The 22996-nt window shown below is 34.9% G+C and carries 19 protein-coding genes and 1 pseudogene; 12 read left to right on the top strand and 8 right to left on the bottom strand.

All coding sequences use genetic code 11. The annotated features are described in order from the left end of the window. Positions 1–380: 380 nt before the first annotated feature. Positions 381–1520: a PQQ-dependent sugar dehydrogenase gene (locus tag ACFSJT_RS18745; protein ID WP_378321871.1), complete on the bottom strand. Its 1140-nt coding sequence runs from the start codon at positions 1518–1520 to the stop codon at positions 381–383. A gap of 612 nt (positions 1521–2132) precedes the next feature. On the opposite strand from ACFSJT_RS18745, the gene ACFSJT_RS18740 reads away from it, so the two are divergent. The 4 genes from ACFSJT_RS18740 to ACFSJT_RS18725 all read left to right on the top strand — a co-directional run bounded on the left by ACFSJT_RS18740 (position 2133) and on the right by ACFSJT_RS18725 (position 4782). Next, on the top strand, positions 2133–2861 hold the full coding sequence (locus ACFSJT_RS18740; protein WP_378321870.1) for a pirin family protein: 729 nt from the start codon (positions 2133–2135) through the stop codon (positions 2859–2861). Positions 2862–2932: 71 nt separating this feature from the next. Continuing rightward, complete coding sequence (locus ACFSJT_RS18735) at positions 2933–3241, top strand: phosphoribosylpyrophosphate synthetase (RefSeq protein WP_378321869.1); 309 nt, start codon at positions 2933–2935, stop codon at positions 3239–3241. Positions 3242–3338: 97 nt separating this feature from the next. Further along, on the top strand, positions 3339–4532 hold the full coding sequence (locus ACFSJT_RS18730; protein WP_378321868.1) for a cation:proton antiporter: 1194 nt from the start codon (positions 3339–3341) through the stop codon (positions 4530–4532). Further along, the gene (locus ACFSJT_RS18725; RefSeq protein ID WP_378321867.1) at positions 4525–4782 is read left to right on the top strand and encodes a glutaredoxin family protein; all 258 of its coding nucleotides are present in this window, start codon (positions 4525–4527) and stop codon (positions 4780–4782) included. The genes ACFSJT_RS18730 and ACFSJT_RS18725 overlap by 8 nt, the downstream gene beginning before the upstream one ends. A gap of 74 nt (positions 4783–4856) precedes the next feature. Here the strand turns inward: ACFSJT_RS18725 and ACFSJT_RS18720 are convergent, their stop codons facing one another. After that, complete coding sequence (locus ACFSJT_RS18720) at positions 4857–5363, bottom strand: GNAT family N-acetyltransferase (RefSeq protein WP_378321866.1); 507 nt, start codon at positions 5361–5363, stop codon at positions 4857–4859. After that, positions 5364–7190: a serine hydrolase gene (locus ACFSJT_RS18715; protein WP_378321865.1), complete on the bottom strand. Its 1827-nt coding sequence runs from the start codon at positions 7188–7190 to the stop codon at positions 5364–5366. 229 nt (positions 7191–7419) lie between these two features. Between ACFSJT_RS18715 and ACFSJT_RS18710 the strand changes: the two genes are divergently transcribed. From ACFSJT_RS18710 to ACFSJT_RS18700, 3 genes are all read left to right on the top strand, one after another. Then, a complete protein-coding gene (locus tag ACFSJT_RS18710; protein WP_378321864.1) occupies positions 7420–10272 on the top strand; it encodes a carboxypeptidase-like regulatory domain-containing protein in 2853 nt (950 codons plus the stop codon). A 4-nt stretch (positions 10273–10276) separates the two neighbouring features. Beyond that, complete coding sequence (locus ACFSJT_RS18705) at positions 10277–14866, top strand: TonB-dependent receptor plug domain-containing protein (RefSeq protein ID WP_378321863.1); 4590 nt, start codon at positions 10277–10279, stop codon at positions 14864–14866. A gap of 198 nt (positions 14867–15064) precedes the next feature. Then, entirely contained in the window at positions 15065–16570 is a 1506-nt protein-coding gene (locus tag ACFSJT_RS18700) for a hypothetical protein (protein WP_378321862.1), read from the top strand. Between the two features lie 142 nt (positions 16571–16712). Here ACFSJT_RS18700 and ACFSJT_RS18695 read toward each other — a convergent pair whose 3' ends face one another. The 5 genes and pseudogenes from ACFSJT_RS18695 to ACFSJT_RS18675 form a co-directional block, all read right to left on the bottom strand. Next, entirely contained in the window at positions 16713–17069 is a 357-nt protein-coding gene (locus ACFSJT_RS18695; protein WP_378321861.1) for a YciI family protein, read from the bottom strand. A gap of 41 nt (positions 17070–17110) precedes the next feature. Beyond that, a complete protein-coding gene (locus ACFSJT_RS18690) occupies positions 17111–18175 on the bottom strand; it encodes an RNA polymerase sigma factor (protein ID WP_378321860.1) in 1065 nt (354 codons plus the stop codon). Between the two features lie 12 nt (positions 18176–18187). After that, positions 18188–18250 (bottom strand): annotated as a pseudogene (locus tag ACFSJT_RS18685) (hypothetical protein); the annotation flags it as partial. Further along, positions 18229–18378 carry a hypothetical protein gene (locus ACFSJT_RS18680; protein WP_378321859.1) on the bottom strand — a complete coding sequence of 50 codons (150 nt, stop codon included), beginning with the start codon at positions 18376–18378 and terminating at the stop codon, positions 18229–18231. The pseudogene ACFSJT_RS18685 and the gene ACFSJT_RS18680, both read right to left, overlap by 22 nt. A 41-nt stretch (positions 18379–18419) precedes the next feature. Continuing rightward, positions 18420–19085: an SDR family NAD(P)-dependent oxidoreductase gene (locus tag ACFSJT_RS18675; RefSeq protein WP_378321858.1), complete on the bottom strand. Its 666-nt coding sequence runs from the start codon at positions 19083–19085 to the stop codon at positions 18420–18422. A gap of 336 nt (positions 19086–19421) precedes the next feature. Between ACFSJT_RS18675 and ACFSJT_RS18670 the strand changes: the two genes are divergently transcribed. From ACFSJT_RS18670 to ACFSJT_RS18650, 5 genes are all read left to right on the top strand, one after another. Then, complete coding sequence (locus ACFSJT_RS18670) at positions 19422–19586, top strand: hypothetical protein (RefSeq protein ID WP_378321857.1); 165 nt, start codon at positions 19422–19424, stop codon at positions 19584–19586. Positions 19587–19956: 370 nt separating this feature from the next. Further along, positions 19957–20403, top strand: a complete 447-nt coding sequence (locus ACFSJT_RS18665) for a hypothetical protein (RefSeq protein WP_378321856.1) — start codon at positions 19957–19959, stop codon at positions 20401–20403. 246 nt (positions 20404–20649) lie between these two features. After that, complete coding sequence (locus ACFSJT_RS18660; RefSeq protein WP_378321855.1) at positions 20650–21687, top strand: helix-turn-helix domain-containing protein; 1038 nt, start codon at positions 20650–20652, stop codon at positions 21685–21687. 88 nt (positions 21688–21775) lie between these two features. Beyond that, positions 21776–22546 carry a type 1 glutamine amidotransferase domain-containing protein gene (locus ACFSJT_RS18655; RefSeq protein ID WP_378321854.1) on the top strand — a complete coding sequence of 257 codons (771 nt, stop codon included), beginning with the start codon at positions 21776–21778 and terminating at the stop codon, positions 22544–22546. Positions 22547–22564: 18 nt separating this feature from the next. After that, on the top strand, positions 22565–22990 hold the full coding sequence (locus ACFSJT_RS18650) for a nuclear transport factor 2 family protein (RefSeq protein WP_378321853.1): 426 nt from the start codon (positions 22565–22567) through the stop codon (positions 22988–22990). Positions 22991–22996 lie beyond the last annotated feature (6 nt).

Here is a 22996-nt window from a genome sequence, read left to right as displayed (position 1 = left end):
TTGATAAAACAACCCTTTCTTTTAAAAGTACATGATTTATAGTATGTGTATTAACACTATCCGTTGAAATGATAGTGCATTCACAATTTATAATGGAAAAAATGATCAAAACCCTTGATCAACGGGACATGAAATAAGTAATAGACATTAAAACATAACCGTGATGATCTCAAAATCTTCCAAAGGCAGTATTCTAAACCTTATGCATTAAGACACGTTGGCAGATTTATTGGAGAATAGTATTAAGAAAGTGATAATAGTGTTATGAAGCCCTGGTTTAAGCTTGCTTTGCAGGTAAACCGGTTAAGAATGGCAAGTCATTGTCTTTAAGGGAGCTGTATTAACTAAGTAAAAGGCATTAATCAGAAAAAATCTATTGACTACTCTTCAATTCTATTGATTTCTATAATGCTATGGGTATTAGTAGTATCACCATATGAATTTCCATTAGTAGCAATAAATACTCGTCCTGTAGGAGATACAGCGATATCTCTTAAACGACCGAAAGCTTGATTAAAGAATATTTTTTCTTCTATAATTGCCGTGCCGTTATCATTTAGCGTAAGAGCAATGATCTGTTGATTTTTTAAGACGGTCAAGAGTAGTTTATTCGTCCATTGCGGAATTCTGTCACTGGTATAGAACACCAAATCTGATGGAGCAATAGTGGGAGTCCATTGATAAATAGATTCAACAACTTCTGTTCCGGCAGCAAAGGTTTCTTCGCTAGGAGTGTCGATTACTCCTCTAACGTCTGGCCAGCCATAGTTTTTACCGATTTCAATACGATTTATCTCATCATCAGAACTTGGTCCATGCTCCGAACTATAGAGGTTACCATTGGGATGTAGTGTCAGTCCTTGGGCGTTTCTATGCCCATAGCTGTAAATGTAGCTTCCTGCAATTGGATTATCATTTGGAATACTTCCATCTAAGTTCATTCTAAGAATTTTGCCTCCCAAAGAATTAATATCTTGTGAAAGATTAGTATTGCCCGCATCACCTGTGGTCATTAATAACTTTAAATCTGAAGTAACAAGAAGACGAGAACCATTATGAATCCTATTCGCCGGAATATTATCCAGAAGTGTTGTCTCGTCTACCAAGGACTCATTAATATAGCTGAAGCGCACTACTTTTTCTAGTAATCCATTTTGCCCATTGTAGGTGTATACTACATAAATGTAAGGATTGGAACTAAAATCAGGATGATGTACCAGTCCCAGTAAACCACTTTCCTGTACTTGTTCTACTTCATCGATGACTAATATTTCATCTTGTTCTCCTGTATCGGGGTTAATCCTACTTATTTTTCCACTACGCTCGGTAACCCATAAAAAATTATCGGGGCCCCAAGTTAGTTCCCAGGGAATACTTAGTGTATTTATAAGCGTGGTAGTGGCTTCAACAGGCTCACCGCCTGGATTGGGATTGGGGTTTGGAGTATCGTCGCTGTCGCACTTACAAAATAAGGCTAGTGATAGCAACGTAAAGCCTAATATTTTCGATCTTTTTTTCATAACAGTTTGATGGATTTCAAAAACATGCCTTAACTTGATAATGCCTCAATTTGATATAAGTTTAATACTAACACAGCGAATTATGTTCTTAAGATGTATAACGTCATTAATAGTCTTCATAATACTAACTCGTTTCATGGTTATTTATTTTATTTGAACTTGATTTAAGCCTCTCTAATTTAACCTTTTTTATGCATTAGAACTTCGTGATGAAGCTTTCTGGCATAAAAGGGATTTAAGTGAAACATGATCCGTTTATAGTTAAATGAAGGTATTTTTTACTTGCATGGCAGATCATTACACACAAAAAAAATTTGAAGCCGATTGTCCGCGAGGCAGGGCCATAGAGGTGTTTTGCCGGTCTCATTTTGGCTTTTCGGGAAGTGGCTAAATACCGAATTTTATATTTTCCCTCCACCCAGAACTACCAAAAATAGCAGTTCTGTTCTCTCCTAAGGAAAGGTGAATAGGAAACTCCAAACCAGAGCCTCGAGGAATTCTTTAAATTTAAGTATTTTTTGTAAAAATTTAGAAAATTATTCTAGGTAAAGATTGTATATTGATTGCTGTTTTACTCTTATTATTACAACTAAAAACTAAGTTCATAAAGCTATGGGTACAAAAGAAGTTAATTCTATTTTGCATACATCAGATTCGAGAGGAGAAGCAAATCATGGTTGGTTACATTCAAGGCATACTTTTAGTTTTGCTAACTATTATGAGCCAAAAAGAATGAATTTCGGAGCGTTAAGAGTGTTAAATGATGATATTGTCGCTGCAGGTAGGGGTTTTGGTGCACACTCTCATGGTAATATGGAAATTATATCTATCCCGCTATCAGGAGCTCTTAAGCATATGGATAGTACGGGAAGAAGTGAAGTGATTCGTGAAGAAGATATCCAGGTCATGAGTGCAGGAAGTGGTATTCAGCATAGTGAAATGAATGCAAATAGTGATGAGGAAGTACGGTTTTTACAAATCTGGATTATTCCTAACAAAGAAAATGTTACTCCGCGATACGATCAAATATCCTTACATCCGGAAGACAGGAAAAACAAATTACAACAAATTTTATCTCCAAATTCAGAGGATGAAGGAGTATGGATATATCAGAATGCTTGGTTTCATCTTGGTACTCTCGATACAGGTACATCTTTAGAGTATACTTTAAAGAAACCTGATAATGGGGTATATGCCTTCGTCTTAGAAGGAAGCGTTACTATCAACGGTCAAGTATTACAAAAAAGAGATGGATATGGTCTGTGGGATGTTGCATCTTTTGAAATTCAAGCAAATCATAAAACAGAGCTTCTTTTAATGGAGGTGCCTATGATTGTATAAATGTGATCTAGAAGACCCTATGATTTTATAATAAACCATTCACAATTTAAGATGAAATTTAGTACATAATTATGAAAAAACATTTTGACACCTTATCCCAGGCAATTTCTGAACTTCAAAAAGCAGGATATACAGAGGATTTCAATCTTAAAAGTGACTGTATTGAATGTAAACCTTTAGATATAAGGTTGCTTGTAGACGATTTTGAAATCGACAAGATGTACCGTTTTGAAGGGAACACAGACCCTTCAGATTCGTCTATTCTTTTTGCTATCTCGTCCAAAGCTTATAAAATTAAAGGATTGCTTGTAGATGCTTATGGTGTTTACTCTGATGCGTTAACTACAGAAATGATTCAGAAACTAAAATATCAACCATAGTATGGTCAAAACAATGAAGGAGAGGGAGTAAATGTGTTCTTAAGGTAATATAATGTAAAAAATACTAGAAATACATCACGTTTTTAAATCATCATTCATGCAACATCATATACTCATTAATATTTTTGCGATTTTCGGAGTCGCTACCGCTGTAATTGTCATTTGCAAATTTTTAAAGATTCGATACATCATTGGTTATCTCATTACAGGGGTGTTACTAAGTCCAAATACCAGTACATATTTTGCCGATATGGAAGAAGTTGAAGTATATGCCGAGATTGGTATCATTTTATTACTGTTTACTGTAGGACTTGAATTTTCTTTTAGTAATTTAAAACGTATTAAGAATTATGTGCTCATAGGAGGGGCTTCACAAGTATTTTTTACCATTCTTCTTACTGCAGGACTAATTTGGTTGTTAATGCGACCCTCTATTGAAGAAAGTATTTTCTGGGGATTTTTATATGCACTAAGTAGTACTGCTATCGTGGTTAAGGTGCTTCAAGACAGTAATAAAATTACTACTTCGTATGGGAAATTTATTCTAGCTGTACTTCTTTTTCAAGATATAATGATCGTACCGCTTATGCTATTTACGCCTATTTTGGCAGGCGCAGGAGACAGTAGTCCGGTAGAAGCTATGCTATGGTTGTTGGGTAAACTTGTATTAATGGGTGGTATTTCCTATTTGCTTGCCCGCTTTGTGATTCCGTTTTTTCTTAAAACTGTCATGAAGATACAAAGTCAGGAAGTATTTCTAATAGCTGTAGTTTTTATTGTTACTGGGATTGCTCTTTTAACAGAGGAGATGGGGCTTTCGCTCGCACTCGGAGCTTTTATTGCAGGATTAATCATTGCAGAGACTAATTATAGTCACATGGCGATTTCTTGTTTTTTGCCTTTCAGATATGTGTTTATGAGCTTTTTCTTTATTTCGATGGGTATGTTATTAGACTATAAAATTTTTATTACCGACCTGGGATGGATTATATTTTGGTTCTTTTTTACATTATTGGTAAAGGCTGCAGCGGGGATATTGGCTGTCAAAGTAATGAAGTTAGAATGGAAAACGGCTTTGGCAGTTGGTTTTTCTATTGCCCAAATAGGAGAGTTTTCATTCGTTTTGGCACAAAGCGGTTTGGAGTACGAACTTATAAGTACCAATAACTATCAGATCTTCTTAGCCGTTTCTATTTTGCTAATGTCTGCAACTCCGTTCTTCGTTCTTAAAGCTGAACATATTCACCCGGTATTAATTAAATTAGTAAAGCCGAAAGAAACAAATGTCTGAATATAGATTAAAATTATATGGAGCAAACTGGTGTCCAAAATCTGCTATCCTTCGAAACTATCTACAGTCTATTTGGATAGAATTTGATGATTATAATGTAGAAACCGATACAAAAGCAGCACAAATAGTTAGAGCCCTTTATGACGGAAAACTTAAATTTCCCACAATTATCTATGGTGATGATTTTTTAAAAAACCCCTCTATCAAAGAGGTAGATGCATTTCTGAAAAAACATACATTGGAAGGTTAACTTTCGTTTTATAATCAGTTTTCAATGGTGTTCTTCCTAACCAAAAGGTTCTAAAATTATCCCAACACTAAAGTCTAAACCTCCATTTCAAATAGACAAACAGGCGTATTGTGGTAATGGTCAGGAAGATTTGCAGTGTCATTAAGCGGTTCTGAACCAAGAAATGTAAAACCACAACAGGTATAGTAAGAAATGAGTTTCTCATTATGTCCTGCAGTATCCATACGAATAAAACTCTTCTGTTGCTTCTTTGCAAACGTAAGTGCCCAGTCGATAATATGCTTTACAAAATGTTGCCCTCTAAATGTAGGATGAGTAGCAATGCGATGAATGTAGACAGATGGATCCCTATTTTTGTGCTCCCAAATATAAGGATCATTAAAAGTGGTCATCCAGACGCAGGCAATTTGATCATCAATTACTATTTTCCATTGCTGGGCAGCATCTACCTCTTTTTTGATATCTTCTTTAGTGAATTTTGGCCATTGCACAGCACCCATTTTTGATTGATATGAAATTGCATGGTCATATAATTCTAAAATTTTGAATATATCCGTGGCAGTTGAATTTTCTATAGTCATTTATAGCGCTTTGTTTTCTTTCTTCCTTTGCATCTCTTCAATCATTTTTGTGGCATTCATATTCTTAGGATCAAGTTTTATAGACTTTTTATAATTAGTCATGGCTACATTCAGTTCGCCCAATTTCATACTGGCCTCAGCATAGCTATCATATACGTTTGCACTTCGAGGATAAAGGATTGTATTTACTTTAAAGATATCCTGGGCCAATTTTAAATTTTCAACATTCATCATTTGATATCCCAATCTATTCAGATTCCATTCCTGAATAGCAGGGTCTTTTGGATCTGTTTTCTGAAGTTCCTGATAGGCTTTTAAACCTTCATTAAAATTTCCGGATTCAAGAAATTGAATAGGAAGTTTTTCATCATCCATAATTTGTGCTAGTGTTGCTTCTACTTTGTAAGAATCAGGGTTCAATACTAAAACACTCATTTGACCAGTTTCTGAAATATCTTTAAACTGGATGATTTGGTCGTTATCTCTGCCCACAAAGGTTGAATCGGTAATTTTAATTAATTCAACAGCTTCTTCGCCAAGACTTTCTTTAAAAAGTTGATTGCCTTTATTATAAATCTTAGTATAACGATCTTTATAGAGACGATATTCGCCTTCTAGTTCTTCGAGCTCTGTAATTTCTGTATTTTGCCTGGGGTATGTAGCGACAAAATCATCCCATTGGTATGCAAGTGCTACTGATCTAATAAGCTCTGATATAAATTTTGGATGGTTAGAATTAGTCAAAACTACAACACCATATCCCTTTTCTTTATGAGCTATCAATTCACTAGAAAATCCTTCATCCCAACCACCATGACCGAAGTAAATCTCATCCTTCTTTTGGTTTATAAAAATCCCCAAACCAACATAATCATCTACAAAGGGAGTTAGCATTTTGGTAACCATATTCTTTGATAGTACTGCTCCTTTGCCTTGTAAGCTTTGTTGTATATCAACAGCAAACTTTGCTAGATCCTCGGCTGTGGTCCATAAACCTGCAGCAGCCATTTCGGGATAAGTATGTCGTTTCCCTTTGGTCATATCACCATTAGGTAAATATCCTGTCGCTGCCATGGCTAATTGCTCATCTTTTAGAGGTTGATCATAAGTGCTGTTATTCATTTGCAACGGTTTTAGTATGAGTTCTTCCATCAGTTCCGGAAAAGGTTTCTTTTCGATATCGATCATCATTTGTTGCATGATGGTGTATCCACCTCCAGAGTATCGCGAACTCTCTTCGGGAACTTTGTCTACAATAATAGGAGGAGAATTTGCAGGTGGTGTTCCATTCAATACTTCTATAAGTGAAGGAACCGGAAGATCTTGACTATATCCCAAAAAACCATGCACTGTAACTCCTCCAGAATGACTCATAAGATGCTTTAGAGCTACTTTTTTTTCTTTGGTAAACTCACTATCTGGTATTTTCCAGGACTCCAGATAGGTATTTACATCCTTATCGATATCAATTTTATTTTGTTCTACTAATTTAAGTGCACCATAAGCTGCTACCGGTTTACTTATTGAGCCTGCTTGAAATAGTGTTTGTTTATTAACGGGTTCCTTGGTTTCCTTATCAATTACACCATAAGTTTTTACCCATTCTATTTTGTTATTATTAATCACAGCGATACTCACACCGGGCACGCCATAGTGTTTCATTCGTTCTTCGATGGTCCATGTAGAATCTCCTTCGATATAAACAACAGGTATCAGACCTGTCTCTACCATTTTAGTTTTGTCTGGAGTTTTAATGACTGTGTTTGACCTGTCTTTACAAGAAATAACTAAGCTGATAAGCAATAAAAAGCCAAGAAGTTTTTTCATTTTGAAATAATTTGATTGATGATATTCTGTGAACTAAATTCGAAATTTGAATAGCAATATAAATACATATCGAAGGATAATATAAGGCTTTAATTAAACTTTAAGATTAATACTCATCTTTTAGGATATTTTATATACCATTCCCTCATCCAAAAGATGGTTTCCCTAAGTGCGGGTTTTATTTCCTAAGAGGAGCTACTACTTTTAAGTATCAATAAAACCATCAACCATGAAAAACAATTCATTTTTCTTACTTGTACAAGTAACAACAATTTTATTTTCTATATCGCTCTTCTCACAGGAAGGTACATTAACAGGGGTTTTAAACGATAATAGTGGATTGCCACTTCCAGGGGTGAATATTATAATTAAAGGGACAGTCAAGGGTACTCAAACCGATTTTGATGGTAAGTACAGTATTAATTGTAATGTTGGTGATGTGTTGGTCTTCAGTTATGTTGGTTTTGATAGTAAGGAAATACTGGTAACCCCTGAAATGTTTGACAACAACGATATCATCACATTTAAGAAAAAAGAACCAGTATTACATATAGTTAGCGATGCATATGCAAATGCTATAGAACCAAAAAAAATTACAAGATTTACCGTGCCAACACTAGATGGCAGCAAGTATAAGTATAACAAAAAAGCAACTTACTTTCAATATCACAGAATCAAAGCTATTGATATTCAGAAAGAAAAAAACAAGGTACAGCTTACTTATTTTGCACCAGATATATTTTATGAGTTTGGTGCTACTTCTAAAACCGGAATACGATTTATAAAGCAACAGAATTTACCACAACTGCAAAACCTCTACAGTCAGGGGCAGCCACTAAATGGTCAAAACACTTTTCTAGGACCTGAAACCGGTACGATCTTCTCTTATGGTCCACGGTTAAGTAGCTTAGAATTTGATGAAAGTCAATATCCTTATGATCAAAATGGAAGATTAGTGCCTATTGGCAACGGGAGTAGTAAAAATGCTATTGCCTATGATAACAATGTATTTGAAACTGCTGTCAAAACTGCTAACTCTATATTTTTTAATATAACTACAGATGAAGATTTTTTAGGATTACAATATAACGACAACAGGATTCAGGATATTTTTGATAGAGAGAGTAGTAGGTTTCATGAAGTGGAGCTGCGGTATAATAATCCATCTAACGCCGATAAGGTCGTGAAGTGGGATACGTTTATCAAATATTCAAATAATGTTGATAATCAGCCCAACCTCAATGGTTTTTTAAATACAATCTTGTTCACTAATTGGGCTACCCCAAACAGTTTTGAGAATAATCAAGGAGCACTACTTGAGTCAGGCATACAACGTAGCTTTGCACTTGGTAATTTTAATAATCCCTTATGGTTGTTAGAGTTCAATCGAAATCAGGCTACAAATGATATTTTTGTTGCAAGTATTCAGAATATTAGTAAGATATCAAGAGAGTTTACCTTACTCACCAAATTTAACCATACCTATCACCAGAACAAACAACAATTTGGACTACTACCGGGAACTACTGGATTTACCAATGGTTTTAGCAGTGATAAAAAACTCAGAAATAACACGTCTAATGCGGTTGCTACGCTTACCGTAAATAAGAAAAGAGATAGATCAGACATTCAATTTACTTCCTCCATTAATTACATTAATAGAAGTTTAAAATACAGTTTATCAGAGAAAGCCGGTTTCGATTCGTTTTCATTTACCAATCCATCGGTTACGAATACAATTGATCAAACCATTAATAGACATACTTTTCTACTTATCAATAGATTCAAATATGAAGTCCCAGACTGGGAGACTACGCTTAGTATCGGCAATACTTCATACAGTTCTTCAATACAAAATGATAAATGGTTTTTACCTAACTTACAGTTAGATATTGATTTACAAAATCTTCTTGATACTTACTGGCTTTCTGTATTTAAGGTTTCGGCAAGTGCTTCGTTGGATGTAAAAGAAGCTCCTTTATATTATGCAAATCAAAGTCATAATAGTTTAGATATTACTCCAGAGCAAATTCAAGGATTCGTCTCGAATGATGATTTATTTGTAAACAATGAGCTTCAATTAGAGGAAAAAACAAATTATTCATTAAGTACAGAATTAGGTTTTCATGTTTTTGGTGGTCATGTAACTCTTGGTCTAACCTATTATCACAATACAAACGATAAAAGTGTGTTTCCGGTGGTTAATCAAGGTAGTTTTCAGCTCCAGAATAGTGCCAAAATTCATACTTATGGATTCGAGGGGAGTTTGGATGTATCCATTTATAGACACAACAATTTTTCTTATATACCAGGAATAGTCTTCACCAGATATAGAAATCATGTAAAAAGAATTTATACTAACCAACAACGTATTCCTATTGCGGGATTCTCTACAATTTCCAAAAATCTGATTCCAGGTCAACCTGCAGGGGTATTAGTTGGTTCTGCATACGAACGGGATGATCAAAATAATATCATTATAGATGGCCAGGGATTTCCATTGGTAGCTGCCAATCCAAAAATTATTGGAAATCCAATTCCTGATTTCTCTATTGGTTTTTCTAATAGTTTTTATTGGAAAAAGTTACAATTCAGTTTTCTGGTAGATTATCAGAGAGGAGGCGATGTGTGGAATGGTACTCAAAATGTATTGAATTACCTGGGAACATCGCAACAATCTGCAAATGAACGTTTGATTACAGGGTTTTTGTTTGACGGAGTGAATCAGCAAGGACAGCCAAATACTATTCCTGTCGATTTTGCAAATCCCGCCAATCCAATTTCAGAAAATAGATTTGTTAGGTATGGTTTTGCCGGTGTAGCCGAAGATGCCATTGTTGATGGAAGCTATATCAACTTAAAATCCATTAATCTTTCCTATAGTATTAAAAAGAATGAAAACAGACACTTTATACGAACTATTGATGTGGGTATCTATGGTAATAATTTGTTTACCTATACCAAGTATAAGGGAGCATCACCTTATAGTTCCCTATTCGATCAGGCGTCGAGCCAGGGCCTTCAGTTTTTTAATACCCCAATTACCAGTGAAATTGGAATGAACATAAAGATAAAACTATAATATCATGAAAAAATATATACTCAAAGCCCAAAATATAATGCTAATATCGGTACTATGTGCTGCGTTGTTTTCTTTTATTACTTATGAGAATAATAACAGGCTCATTGAAGATATTTATACTCAGACCGATCGCCCCTTTTATTTTCCCGGAGAAACTATCTGGTTTAAATCCTATATTGTTGATGAAGCTCATACAATTACTACAATAAGTGAGGCTATGTATGCTGAACTTATTTCCCCAAAAGGAGCAGTGGTAAAAAAACTGAAAATAGGTATCAACCAAGGATACGCTTATGGCAATTTTGATACAAAACAAGATTGGGTAGGAGGGATCTATACCCTAAAGATGTACACCAATTGGATGCGAAATTATGGTGAGAGTACCTATTTTACTAAAAAGATAACCCTCCAGAAAATAATACGGCCTGATGCCTTGCTTACACTAAAGTTTGAAAAAGAAGGATATGGTAAATCTTCAAATGTGATTGCCAATTTTGAAGCAAAGGATCTTAAAAATATTCCCATAGCTAACAAAGAGATCACCTATGAGGTTGCAGTGAAGGGCAAAAGAATATATTCTGGAACGACATCGACTAATGATCAGGGAAAAGCTAAGCCAGTTTTTACCTTGCCAGATGATTTAAATACTATCGACGTAGTACTTACGGTATTACTTCCTTACAATGACGCTAAAGAATCTATATCTCGCAGTATTCCTGTTGTTTTGGACACTATTGATCTTCAGTTTTTTCCTGAAAGTGGAAAAATTATAGCTGGGACAACTAATATGGTGGCATTTAAAGCTGTTAATGAGTTTGGTAAACCAGTTGATGTTTCAGGCAATATCATAAATCAAAGAGGAATAGTGGTAACATCATTTAGTAGCCATCATGATGGGATGGGAAGTTTTGATCTGGAACCCCTACCTAATACTAATACAACTTACTATGCACAGGTTACTGCTCCGTTTATTTCAGAAAAGAAAATAGAACTTCCTATCGTATACAAAGATGGAACACGTTTTTCGGTACTTATAGATAGACTGAACGCAAATGTTCGTCTATTTTCAACAATAAAAAGAGCTTTAAGACTAGAAGTTTCAAGTCCAACAAAATTATTGTGGTCACAAAATATTTCCAAGGATCAAGAAACCGTTGTGGTGCCAACTTCTGATTTTCCAATCGGGATTACCCGATTTACAATATACGATGCTGTTCATATACCCATAGCAGAGCGACTGGTATTCCTTAATCCCGACAAAAAACTAAATATCGAAATAACCACAGATAAAAACGACTATGAAACCAGAGAAAAAATAGAGATTAAAATAAAAACTTCGAATCGCCAGGGAACACCAATTCCGGCAAATTTATCAGTGTCCGTAGCCGATAATAAGCTACTCTCGTTTGCAGATGACAAACAAGATCATATCGAGTCTTATTTTTTAATGTCATCAGAGCTAAAAGGAAAAATACATAATCCGGTATTTTATTTCGACCCAAAAGAACCCAAAGCAATCAAGGCATTGGATTATGTAATGCTTACACACGGCTGGAGAGATTACTTATATACCACAAAGGTGAACCAAGAATCTGCTCTGTACATGCCCGAACGCGAAGCAATTCATAAAGGGATGGTAGTCGACAAAAAAGGAAAACCGGTAAAAGCGCATATACTAATATTTGATGAACACGGCAATAAGGTCATGGTAATGGATACCAACAATGAAGGAAGTTTTGCTTGTAAGCTGGGATCATCAAGTTCGTACATACTTATTGCGTATACCGATGATCAAAAGGCATTGCGAATTGTTGATACTACAGTCGAAAAAGGATACGATATAGACGAAAAACGAATACATAGAAGTGATGTTCTTAAAGAGGGTATTCGTATTAGGGAGTTTTCTGGAATGGAACGACCTCTTAAAAAGACAATTAAAAAGAATGCCAAAGTAACTTCAATAGCGATGGAAGAAAATAGTGCTGCCCTGGAAGAGGTTATAGTGATGGGCTTTGGAGTTCAGGAAAAGAAAATGGCTTCAGGAAGCATGATAACAATAAAATCTGAGGCTATTCAAGACGCGCCTGATATAGCACAAATATTACAAGGAAGAGTTTCAGGAATACAAATAACCAATGCAGACGGGATTTATGGCAATACTTCAAAAATAAATATACGTGGTGCAAGTAGTCTATCGGGTAATAATCAACCACTTTATGTAGTAGATGGGGTTTTGGTACCTGCAGAGGCTATTAAAGAGTTAAATCCCGGTAGAATTGAATCTATAACTGTCTTGAAAGATGCTGCAGCTACTGCGTTATACGGATGTCAAGGGGCTAACGGGATAATTGTGATATCTTCTAAAAATAAAAGACACCTTAATAACTGGGGAAAAAAGAAATTGAACGATGCAAAGTTCAACAATTATGTCTATCACCATATTTATAAGCGACGCTCATTAACAAATTACACACCTCGTAAATTTTATATTCCCGTATACGATAGTAAACTGATTCCCGAAGAACGATCAGATTTTAGAAACACCATATATTGGAATCCAGTAGTACAAACAGATGAAAAAGGAGAAGCTACCTTATCTTTTTACAATTCTGATGCCATTACTTCGTTCAAAATCATTGCCGAAGGTATAGGCTACAATGGTTTGGTGGGCCACAAAGAAAAGACATATAGTACCAAAAAGTTACTGTCGATTGACTTTAAAGCCCCAAATTATATGGTGCTTCACGATACCGTTGCCTTACCAATAATTATCAAAAATGAGTCTTCTAAAACAATGGAAACTTCACTGGGTCTTTCACTTCCCAAAGGTATAACCTTGGTAGAACCAATACCTTCAAGCATTGAAATACTACCTAATAGCACAAAACGTTTACATGTAAGGGTAATTCCAAAAGAACTGTACAAAAAGAATGAAATTGTAGTCGCTGCTGCGGGAGGAAATTATAAGGACAGGGTGACAAAAGAAGTTGAAGTTATAAGTCCATATTTTCCAACTCAGGTTTCTATTTCAGGATCAAAAAATGACTCGTATAGCTTTGAGGTGAATCATATTGTCAAGAACAGTCTTACGGCAGATTTTACAATTTATACAGACATCGTTGGCGATGTTATGAATGGAGTTGAATCCTTAATTAGACAACCCTATGGATGTTTTGAACAAACATCGTCAAGTACATACCCAAACATACTAGTACTTAAATATCTTAAAGAAACTGGTAAAAATAATCCAGAAATTACTGCCAAAGCCATAAAATATATTGAAGAAGGGTATAAAAGACTTATAGGCTTTGAAACGAAGGCAGGAGGATTCGAATGGTTTGGAAAAACTCCGCCACATGAAACACTGACCGCTTACGGAGTGTTAGAGTTTACTGAAATGAAAGAAATATATCCTGAAGTTGATCAAAAAATGATTAATAGAACCGTGGATTGGTTGATGAGTCGCAGAGATGGTAAAGGAGGATTTAAAAAGAGCAAGCAGGGATATGATAGTTTTGCCAGTTCACCAAAAGAGGTTGCTGATGCTTACATCGTGTATGCAATTAGTGAAGCCGGGATCAATATTTCATTAGAAAAGGAATATAATGCTACTTATACCAAGGCATTACAGAGTAATGATGCCTATCAAATGGCATTACTGGTTGCTACAAGTTATAACCTTAACAGACCAGAGAATGGTAAGCGCCTGTTAGATATCCTTATCCAAAATATTGAAGAATTTGGTTTCAAAGGGTTGCCTGTTGAAAATACTATTACACGTTCTTATGGAGACTCTAAACATATAGAAACGGCTGCTTTCACTGTTTTGGCATTGATGAAAGCACAAGAAAATAATGAGGTGTTAATCTCAAAGGGAATAGAATACTTGGTGAGTAAGCGAAAAGATGGAAGATTTGGATCAACACAAGCTACGGCGACTGCACTTAAAGCATTGATCGAGTATACCAAAAATCAAAAGAATAAACTGCTTCAGAAATATCAAACGATACAGCTTACGATTAATGGTAAAAAACTAACTGAAAAATTACAAACTAATGAAAAAGGCCAGATAGTCATGGGTGAGTTGCAGAAGTATATTAAAGAAGGAGAACAAATTGTAACGGTAGGATTTAGCGATCCTGAAATTACATTTCCGTATGAGATGAATATTCGATGGGATAGTGCGGTACCAGACACTTCTAAAGAATGTAATTTAGAGCTGACAACTACTATTTTGGATCAATCATACAGTGTAGGAGATAATGTGAGGATGACCGTTGAAATAAATAATAAGTCAATTAGAGGGGTCGGAATGCCCATGGCAATTGTTGGAATTCCTTCAGGAACAACACCGCAACCGTGGCAACTAAAGGAATTGGTAGAACGTAAAGAAGTAGCATATTATGAGGTGTTTGAAAATTACCTGGTGTTCTACTGGAGAGAATTTAAACCTTCAGAGTTTAAAACAATTGCTTTAGATCTGAAAGCAGATATTCCCGGGGTGTACCAGGCGCCGGCAAGCTGCACGTATCAATACTATGCAGATGAATATAAACATTGGATTCCAGGCAACGTATTGAAAATAAAAGAGTAGTATTTTTATATATGAGGTAGTAATTCGAAATTGAATACTATAAAGAAAGTGGTAATACGATAAAATGGAGTTGTTAAAAGTGAAGCATTTAGTGTAATTAAAAAATCTTGAAACTTTTTTATTTGGATCAATGAATTAATGGTTTGGATGCATCAAAACACTTGAAATCCAGTATTTTTAAAATCCAACTTAACATATATGTCAAGAAAAACTACACTTCGCTTATTGATAGTCATTGCTCTAATTTTCTTGGTTTATTGGATTATTTATTTAATTGGCTTGCATCAGGTTAAAAAAACATTTCAAAATATAAATGATGAGGAAACTCATTTCTCGTATCAAGACGTAGACCTTAGTTTATTAAGAATGTCCTTGATCATTAAAAATCCTGATTTTTCTAAAGGGAAAAAGATGCATATTACAGCTCGTTTTGTTGAGCTGTCAGGGATCAATCCAATAGCACTATTAAGGAATAATGCAATTAAGGCTTCATCACTGGATTTAGATGCTCCCTATATTATGATGAACAACGCTTTATCTACAATCAAATCCGATAAAAGTAATGCACAAGGAGGAGATATCGATATCAATATCGACAACAGTATTATTAAAAATGGCCATTTTAAGATATTTCATCGAGATACAACTCTTGTACCTCTGGAAAGTATCAATATAGAAGGAGAGATTAAGAATTTCGTCTTGAATAGGGAAACTTTAAGGGGTCAAATTCCATTCGGTTTATCTGATTTTAAATTTAGTTTAGACTCTTTGCAGTTGCCTGTTGATTCTTACCACAAATTATTTGCGCACCAGACTAAATTGGCACCAGATATGTTAGAAGTTAAATACTTACAGATTGATCCCCTTCTAACCAAAGAAAAATTTCATCTGGTAATCCAGACAGAACGAGATTATATGAATTTGAAAGGGGCCCTGTTAAAAATTAAATCACCTATAGTATTGAGCAAACAAAATAAAATTGGTTTCTCTTCAGAAATGATATCCCTGGATCGTTTTCACTTTGATATATACCGGGATAAGAGATTAAATGATGATACCACCATAAAACCTCTTTACAGTGAAATGCTGCGGAAGTTGGATACTCATTTGACTATTGATTCTATCGCAGTCTCTAATAGTACTATTATTTATACAGAACATCCTGATAGTAATGCCGATCCCGGAGTTCTGGAATTTCATAAAATAGCACTACATAGTGGACCATTGAGCAACACTAGAGATGCAAAACCGGTTCACATAAAAATACATTCTTCTTTTATGAATCAAGCGCCTATGAAGGTAGAATGGAGTTTTAAAATTGCAGATACTACAGACTTTTTTAATATTAAAGGCTCTTTGAGTAATGTACCTGCTAAATCGCTAAATTCTTTTTTAACTCCCGTAATGCGGGTAAAAGCAAAAGGAGCTTTAGATAAATTGTATTTCAATTTTGATGGGAATAGTACCAAAGCCAACGGAGCAATGCAACTGTCCTTTAAACAATTTGATGTCGAAATCTATGACCAGGAGACTAAAAAAATAAAATCCTTATTAAGTTCGATCGCTAATATGATTATTGGCGGAAAAGAAAATAAGGGTATGGTGAAAAAGGAAGGGATTACTGTAGAACGAGATCCAACAAAATCTTTTTGGAACTATTTCTGGTTATGCATTCGCAGTGGACTCTTTGAAATTATTGTCTAATTCTTCAAGATCGATATAATTCGAAAGAAGTATGTCGTTCTGGGTCCTGACAAGTTATTTTTGCCAGGCCCAATTCGACAAATTCTACAACTTCTTGACATGTAGATAATTCATATATACTGTTTTGCTTTAGAACAGTGTTTTAATTAATTCCATCTACTTTCTTGATGGGTCGAACCTCTATTCTCCAGATACCTTCTACGAACCTGGGGTCTGCCTTGGTAATCTCAATAGCTTCATCCAGATCTTTTGCAATAAGATGGTAATACCCAGAGATAATTTCTTTGGTTTCGTTATAAGGACCATCAATAATTTTTCCGTCTTTATACGATAGTATTCGACCTTCCATTTCTAGAGGCTGCGCAGATTTCATTTTTCCTTCTTCGGTTAGGCGTTTTATGTAGCTTCCCACTTTTTCGATATGCTGTTGTAATTGTTCTGGAGATAAGTCTGCCTTTGGTTTCTCTTCACTTCTAATGAATAACATAAATTCTTTCATTGTTTGGATTTTTTTGATGTATACCTTTACAACAATCAAGTTTATAGAATAGGGACAATATTTTTTAGTTTTTTTTCTAGTAGTTTTTGATCTCTCGCATTAGTACATAATGTAATTGCCTTATGCAGGCTTTTCCGGGCACTTTCAGATTTCTTTTCATGGCTATAAAACTCTGCCAGAGTAGCATGAAAAAGGTAGTAATTGGCAATGTCTGAAGTACTTTCGAGTTTCAACAATTCATCGATAGCGGCTGGATAACCTTTTACCATTGCCAATGGGATACTTCGATTTAATCTCACTAATGCGGTATCCTGAAGTTCCAGCAAGCTATCGTATAATGCTAAAATTTCTGCCCAGTTAGTTGCCTCAAAACTAGGAGCAATGCAATGATGTGCAGAGATGGTGGCCAAAACAAGATATATCGAAAGTGTTTCGCATTGAGTGGTTTGATTGAGATAATACATTCCAGTACTTATCAAAGATGGATTCCATCGTTTTCGGTTTTGTTTATGCATTTCTATAACCATACCATTTTCACTTCTTGCCTCAAAACGTGCAGCATTAAAGTACATTAAGGCAAGCAGTGCATAAACGTCTTGTTTTTGTTGGATGCTTTTATGTTGTGCCAGAAGTTCAGCCAGTCGAATAGCTTCAAGGCAAAGATCATAACGTATAACCTTATTTTGTGTCGATGGGCTATACCCTTCATTAAATAAAAGGTAAATTGTTTTAAGGACAATATCAAGACCTTCGATACTGTATTTAGTAATCTCGAAAGAAATCTCGGCATTGCGCAATTGTTTTCGGCCTCTTACTAAACGTTTATTGATCGTATCTACGGAAGAAAAAAAAGCACTGGCGATTTCAGAAATACTGAATCCGCATAGGATTTTAAGGATAAGGCTAATTTGTGTTTCTTCAGAAATAGATGAATGGCAACATACAAACATCATTTTAAGCTGTTCGTCCTTGATCAGGTCGTCAGAAATATCTATTTCTTTTGATGTCCAGGATAAGTTTTGTTTTTTTAGTAACGATGCATACTGTGTTTTATACGTATTTCTTTTTAGAACATTAAGTGCGTGATTTTTTGCAGTGGTATACAACCATGCTTGTGGATTTTTAGGAATTCCGTTTTGCTGCCAGTATGCTACTGCTTTTAAAAGCGTCTCCTGTACAATATCTTCAGCAGTTTTATATGATCAGTACCAAGGTAACGCGTAACCACCGACACCATTTTTCCGTATTCATTTCTGAAGAAATGCTCGGTAAGTTCTTGGGTATCCCTGTCCTCTTGATGCTTCTTCATAAAACTTATGCATTACTGACTTCTGAATGTGTTTTGGAATACTACCATGGGATAAGGGATTGGTTTTCATTATTCCAGAACGTAGCGTTTTCAAAATTACTGGTCACAAAATCAAAAATTCCTCTGGCAGACTCTTCTGTAGATAATCGACCCAATGTATCATCGCCAGAAATCATAGTACGCACCCATCCCGGATGTACTATAGCAACTTTAGGCTTACCCTGAAGTTTATTTGCTAAGATTTTTGAATACATGTTCAATGCCGCTTTCGACATTCGGTAAGCTACAGAATCAGACGAAGTACACATGGCTATAGAACCCATTTTTGAAGATATATTGATGATCTTTCCTTGTTTATTAATGAATGGAATAATCATTTCGGTAAAGAACAAAGTACCAGTGGTATTGACTTCAAAGGTTTTTCTATAGGTGCTTTCTTCGGGTTCAACAGCATTAAGATCAGGACCAATGCCTGCATTATTAATAAGTATATCTATAGATATTCCTTTGTTTTTTATATAAGAAATTGCTTTATGGATACTCTCAGTTGTCGATAGGTCCAAAGGGAAACCTGTAAACTGATCATGCTCAATATCTGAAATTTTACCAGTACGGCTAGTCCCAAATACCTGATATTTATGAGCCAAAAAATGTTTTGCCAGAGCAAGTCCTATGCCTTTGCTTGCTCCTGTAATTAATACTACCATATGCCTACATATAATAATTTGATTTGATCTTACCAATGTACTCATATTTTATACTAAATACATACTGTAAGATGAAAAAAAGAAGAAGTTTTAAAAATGACATAACAAGTTATATCATTGCTATTTAGACATGCTCGTTAAACCAGAAGCTTTAGATACGAAATTGTAATTTAACGAGACTTTCTTATATCGAACTCACGTTATTTAAGTTTTTAATTGCTTAGATATAGGCCAATTATAAGATTAACAAAAAGCTTTGTTAAATTATAATTGATTCATACACAAACGACACGAATCTACGTTTATAAGATATATTAATCAATAAATAATTATATCATGTTACACGACATTTTAAAGTTAGATGGAGTTGCTGAACTTAACAAATCTCAGCAAAACTTGATCAATGGCCAGGTTGGTTGTTGTTTAGAATGTGTAAGAGATTCTGATTGTAATGATCCTGAACAAATCTGCGAATTTGCCAGATGTGTTTATTTTATGTAAATAATAAAGGCCGTACTCTTAAAACCAATTTATTGTTACATCATTAGACACTTGCCTCAATAACTCATCGTTATTGAGGCTTTTTCTTGTTTTATATTAAGAGTTTGACAAAGCAACTTACCAACAATTGCAGAGACTACTTCGAAGTTTTAACATGTGTAGTAACGATATAATTTGCCCTTACGGTTTGTTGTTCTAAGCAATCTGCAGGTGATAGTTATAGTTTTTTGTACAATTTAAAAAAACGGGTTAAACATACGGTTTCCCGTAACCCTTGTTGATAAATTTATTAGTATCTTCAACATATTCAAAATTATTCCGGATAAAACGCACGGTTGGTGATGTTTCGGATGGCTTAGGTACACGTACTATGGGATATATTAAAGACTCTCCGTTTTATCAAGATGCTATACAAGAGATCAAATTTTCTTGCGGCACCTATTATTTATTTGACACATTTGTAGTTGCAGAGGTCGACGAAGGCGTTCTATACACCTGGGATGATCATGCTCAACCCATAGTTGAAGAATTAACGCATTTATACGATCATAATGGCGAAAACGTAGTATACATTAGTAATCGCGTACATTCTTATTCTGTAAAACCTAGTGATTGGATCAAGTTCTTTAGAAATAATTATCGATTGCGCGCTTACGCGATCGTTAGTTATACACAAAAGGGACTTATTGCTTCTCTGGTAGAAAAATTATTCATGCGCAGTAGTTTTAAAAACTTCGATAATCTTGAAGATGCTATCGCCTGGGCCAAAAGTCTTACTCAAAACGGTGATAACACTCCTAAGCATAAGAGTGCTTAGATGTAAGGGCTTCGACTAAGCGATTCCTGAGATTGCCCGACTTCTAGAGGATCAGCCCCCAATGAGAATTTAAAGGGTGAGGCTCTCAAACCCTGAATCTACTTTATCCGGACTTCGAGTGCCTCAGTCCTCGATAAGAGTTCGAAGGGCGAGGAGATTCTAGATATTTTCACCAAACCATCTTTATATACTAAAAGTACACCACTTATTTCAGATACTTTTTATATTTACCCGATAAATAGGGATATGGACTTACAGCAACAACTCATTTTTTTGTTTAGTGCTCTTGGCGGATTTAATGGATTATTTTTGAGCTTGTATTTTGCCTTTTTCTCTAAGCAAAAAAAAACATCCAATTACTTTTTATCGGCTTTGCTTTTGGTTCTTAGTATAAGAATTATCAAGTCTGTATTTTTTTATTTTAATAATGACCTATCTCAAATATTTATTCAGACGGGACTTTCGGCCTGTGTACTCATTGGACCATTCCTGTACCTATACCTTATAGCTGCATTTAGAAAAAAGACTTCAAAAAACTGGTGGCTTCATGTTGTACCTGTTGCAATTATTGTGATTGCTTTAAGCTATGCCTATCCGTATTGGGAATATCGAAGAATATGGGCCATGTTTATTGTTAAAGGAATCTATGTGCAGTGGCTCATCTATATCCTATTGTCAGGTATATTACTAAAACCTATACTAAAAAAGCTTTTTGTTCGTGATTCAAAATTGAAAGATGTAGAGGTCTGGATGATCAGTATTTTTATTGGTATTACACTAATTTGGTTGGGTTATAATATTGGATCATATACCTCATATATTGTAGGCGCAGTATCATTTTCATTTGTTTTTTATCTACTGGTGTTGTTTTGGGTTTTTAAAAGAAAAAAATACACCATGTTTTTTGAAGAACCGGTAAAGTATGCCAATAAAAAAATTGAAGACGTAGATGCTATTGCTTTTCAAAAACAACTACATCATCTTGTTACAGAGCGACAATTATATAAAAATTCCAACATAAAACTAAGCGATATCGCTAAGCAATTACAAGTGCCACCACACTATCTTTCTCAATTCCTGAATGATAATCTGGGAAAGAGCTTTTCTTTATTTATAAACGAATATCGTATTGAAGAAGCAAAGCGATTGCTGTCTGGTAAAAGTAAGTATACTACCGAAGCTATTGGCTATGAGTGTGGATTCAATTCAAAATCGACCTTCTTTACAACTTTCAAGAAGATAGCAGGTGTTACACCGGCACAGTTTAAGAATGCGCAGTCATAGTTCTGTTTTATAAATCCGAACTTCTATTTTATAATTCATAAATCATTTTTACCCAAGATGTTTCAATTTGCTGAAAAATTTAATCAGTATGCGAAATATCATCAATCTTATTTGTCTCACATTTCTAATATCAGGATGCAGTACTTCTTTAAAGAGCGATGTACAACAATCAGCTTTGGGTAACATTTTAATTATTACCTCTAACCAACATACGTATGGCAATACCGATATGAATACGGCTAATCATTTTGCAGAAATTGTTTTGGCCTATGATATATTAGTAACTGCCGGATATCATGTAGATTTTGTAAGCCCCAAAGGAGGAGCAATTCCAATAGGGTATATCAAAACCTCGGATAGCATTCAAAAGAAATACGTATATGATGCAGCTTTTATGAATTTACTCAAAACCACCAAAAAAGCGACAGATATTAATCCTGATGATTACAAAGCGGTGTATTATAGCGGAGGAGGGGCAGCTATGTTTGGTGTACCCGAAAATATATCAATTCAAAACATAAGTAGCCAAATATACGCTAACCAAGGGGTCATATCTGCAGTATGCCATGGTACAGCGGGTATTGTACATCTAAAAGCTAAAAATGGCAATTATATATATCAAGGGAAGAAAGTTAACGGGTTTCCAGATCTATTTGAAAACAAAAAGGCAGCTTATTACCAGCAGTTTCCATTTTCTATCGAAGAGACTATCAATAACAACGGAGGAAACTTTGTATACTCCAAAAAGGGATGGGATAGCTATTATACCGTAGATGAAAGACTAATCACAGGCCAGGACCCTACGGCTTCCAAAGTAGTTGCACAAAAAATTATAGAAACACTTCAAAAAACCAATTAATAATTAATAATGAGTCTAATGAAAAAACAAATTTTAATAGTCCTAATGTTTTTAAGTTTTACAGCGGTAGTTTCTGCCCAACAATCAGATTATCAAAAAATTGAGCAAACCGTATCCTATTATTTAGATGGCGGAACTAACAATGACTTTGAGACCGTCAAAAAAGCTTTTCACCCCAATGCTACCATGAGAGGTATTCGGGAAGGAAAGTATTGGGAAACCAATGCTGTAGAATTTTTTAAGAGTGTGATCAAACCGGGACCTAAACAAAATCGTAAAACCCGGGTTGCCTACATTAATATTTCTGATAATGTTGCTAATGCGCGTCTGGAAATTGAATATCCTACATTTATGTTTATCGACTATATGAATTTGTTAAAGATTGATGGGGATTGGAAAATAGTAGGTAAAATATATACCAGAAAATCACTTAATAAAAAATAAGAGAAT

The organism is Aquimarina celericrescens (assembly GCF_042682765.1).
Taxonomy (GTDB): domain Bacteria; phylum Bacteroidota; class Bacteroidia; order Flavobacteriales; family Flavobacteriaceae; genus Aquimarina; species Aquimarina celericrescens.
Note: the sequence above shows the minus strand (reverse complement) of the source record. Positions and strands in the feature narration are given on the sequence as shown.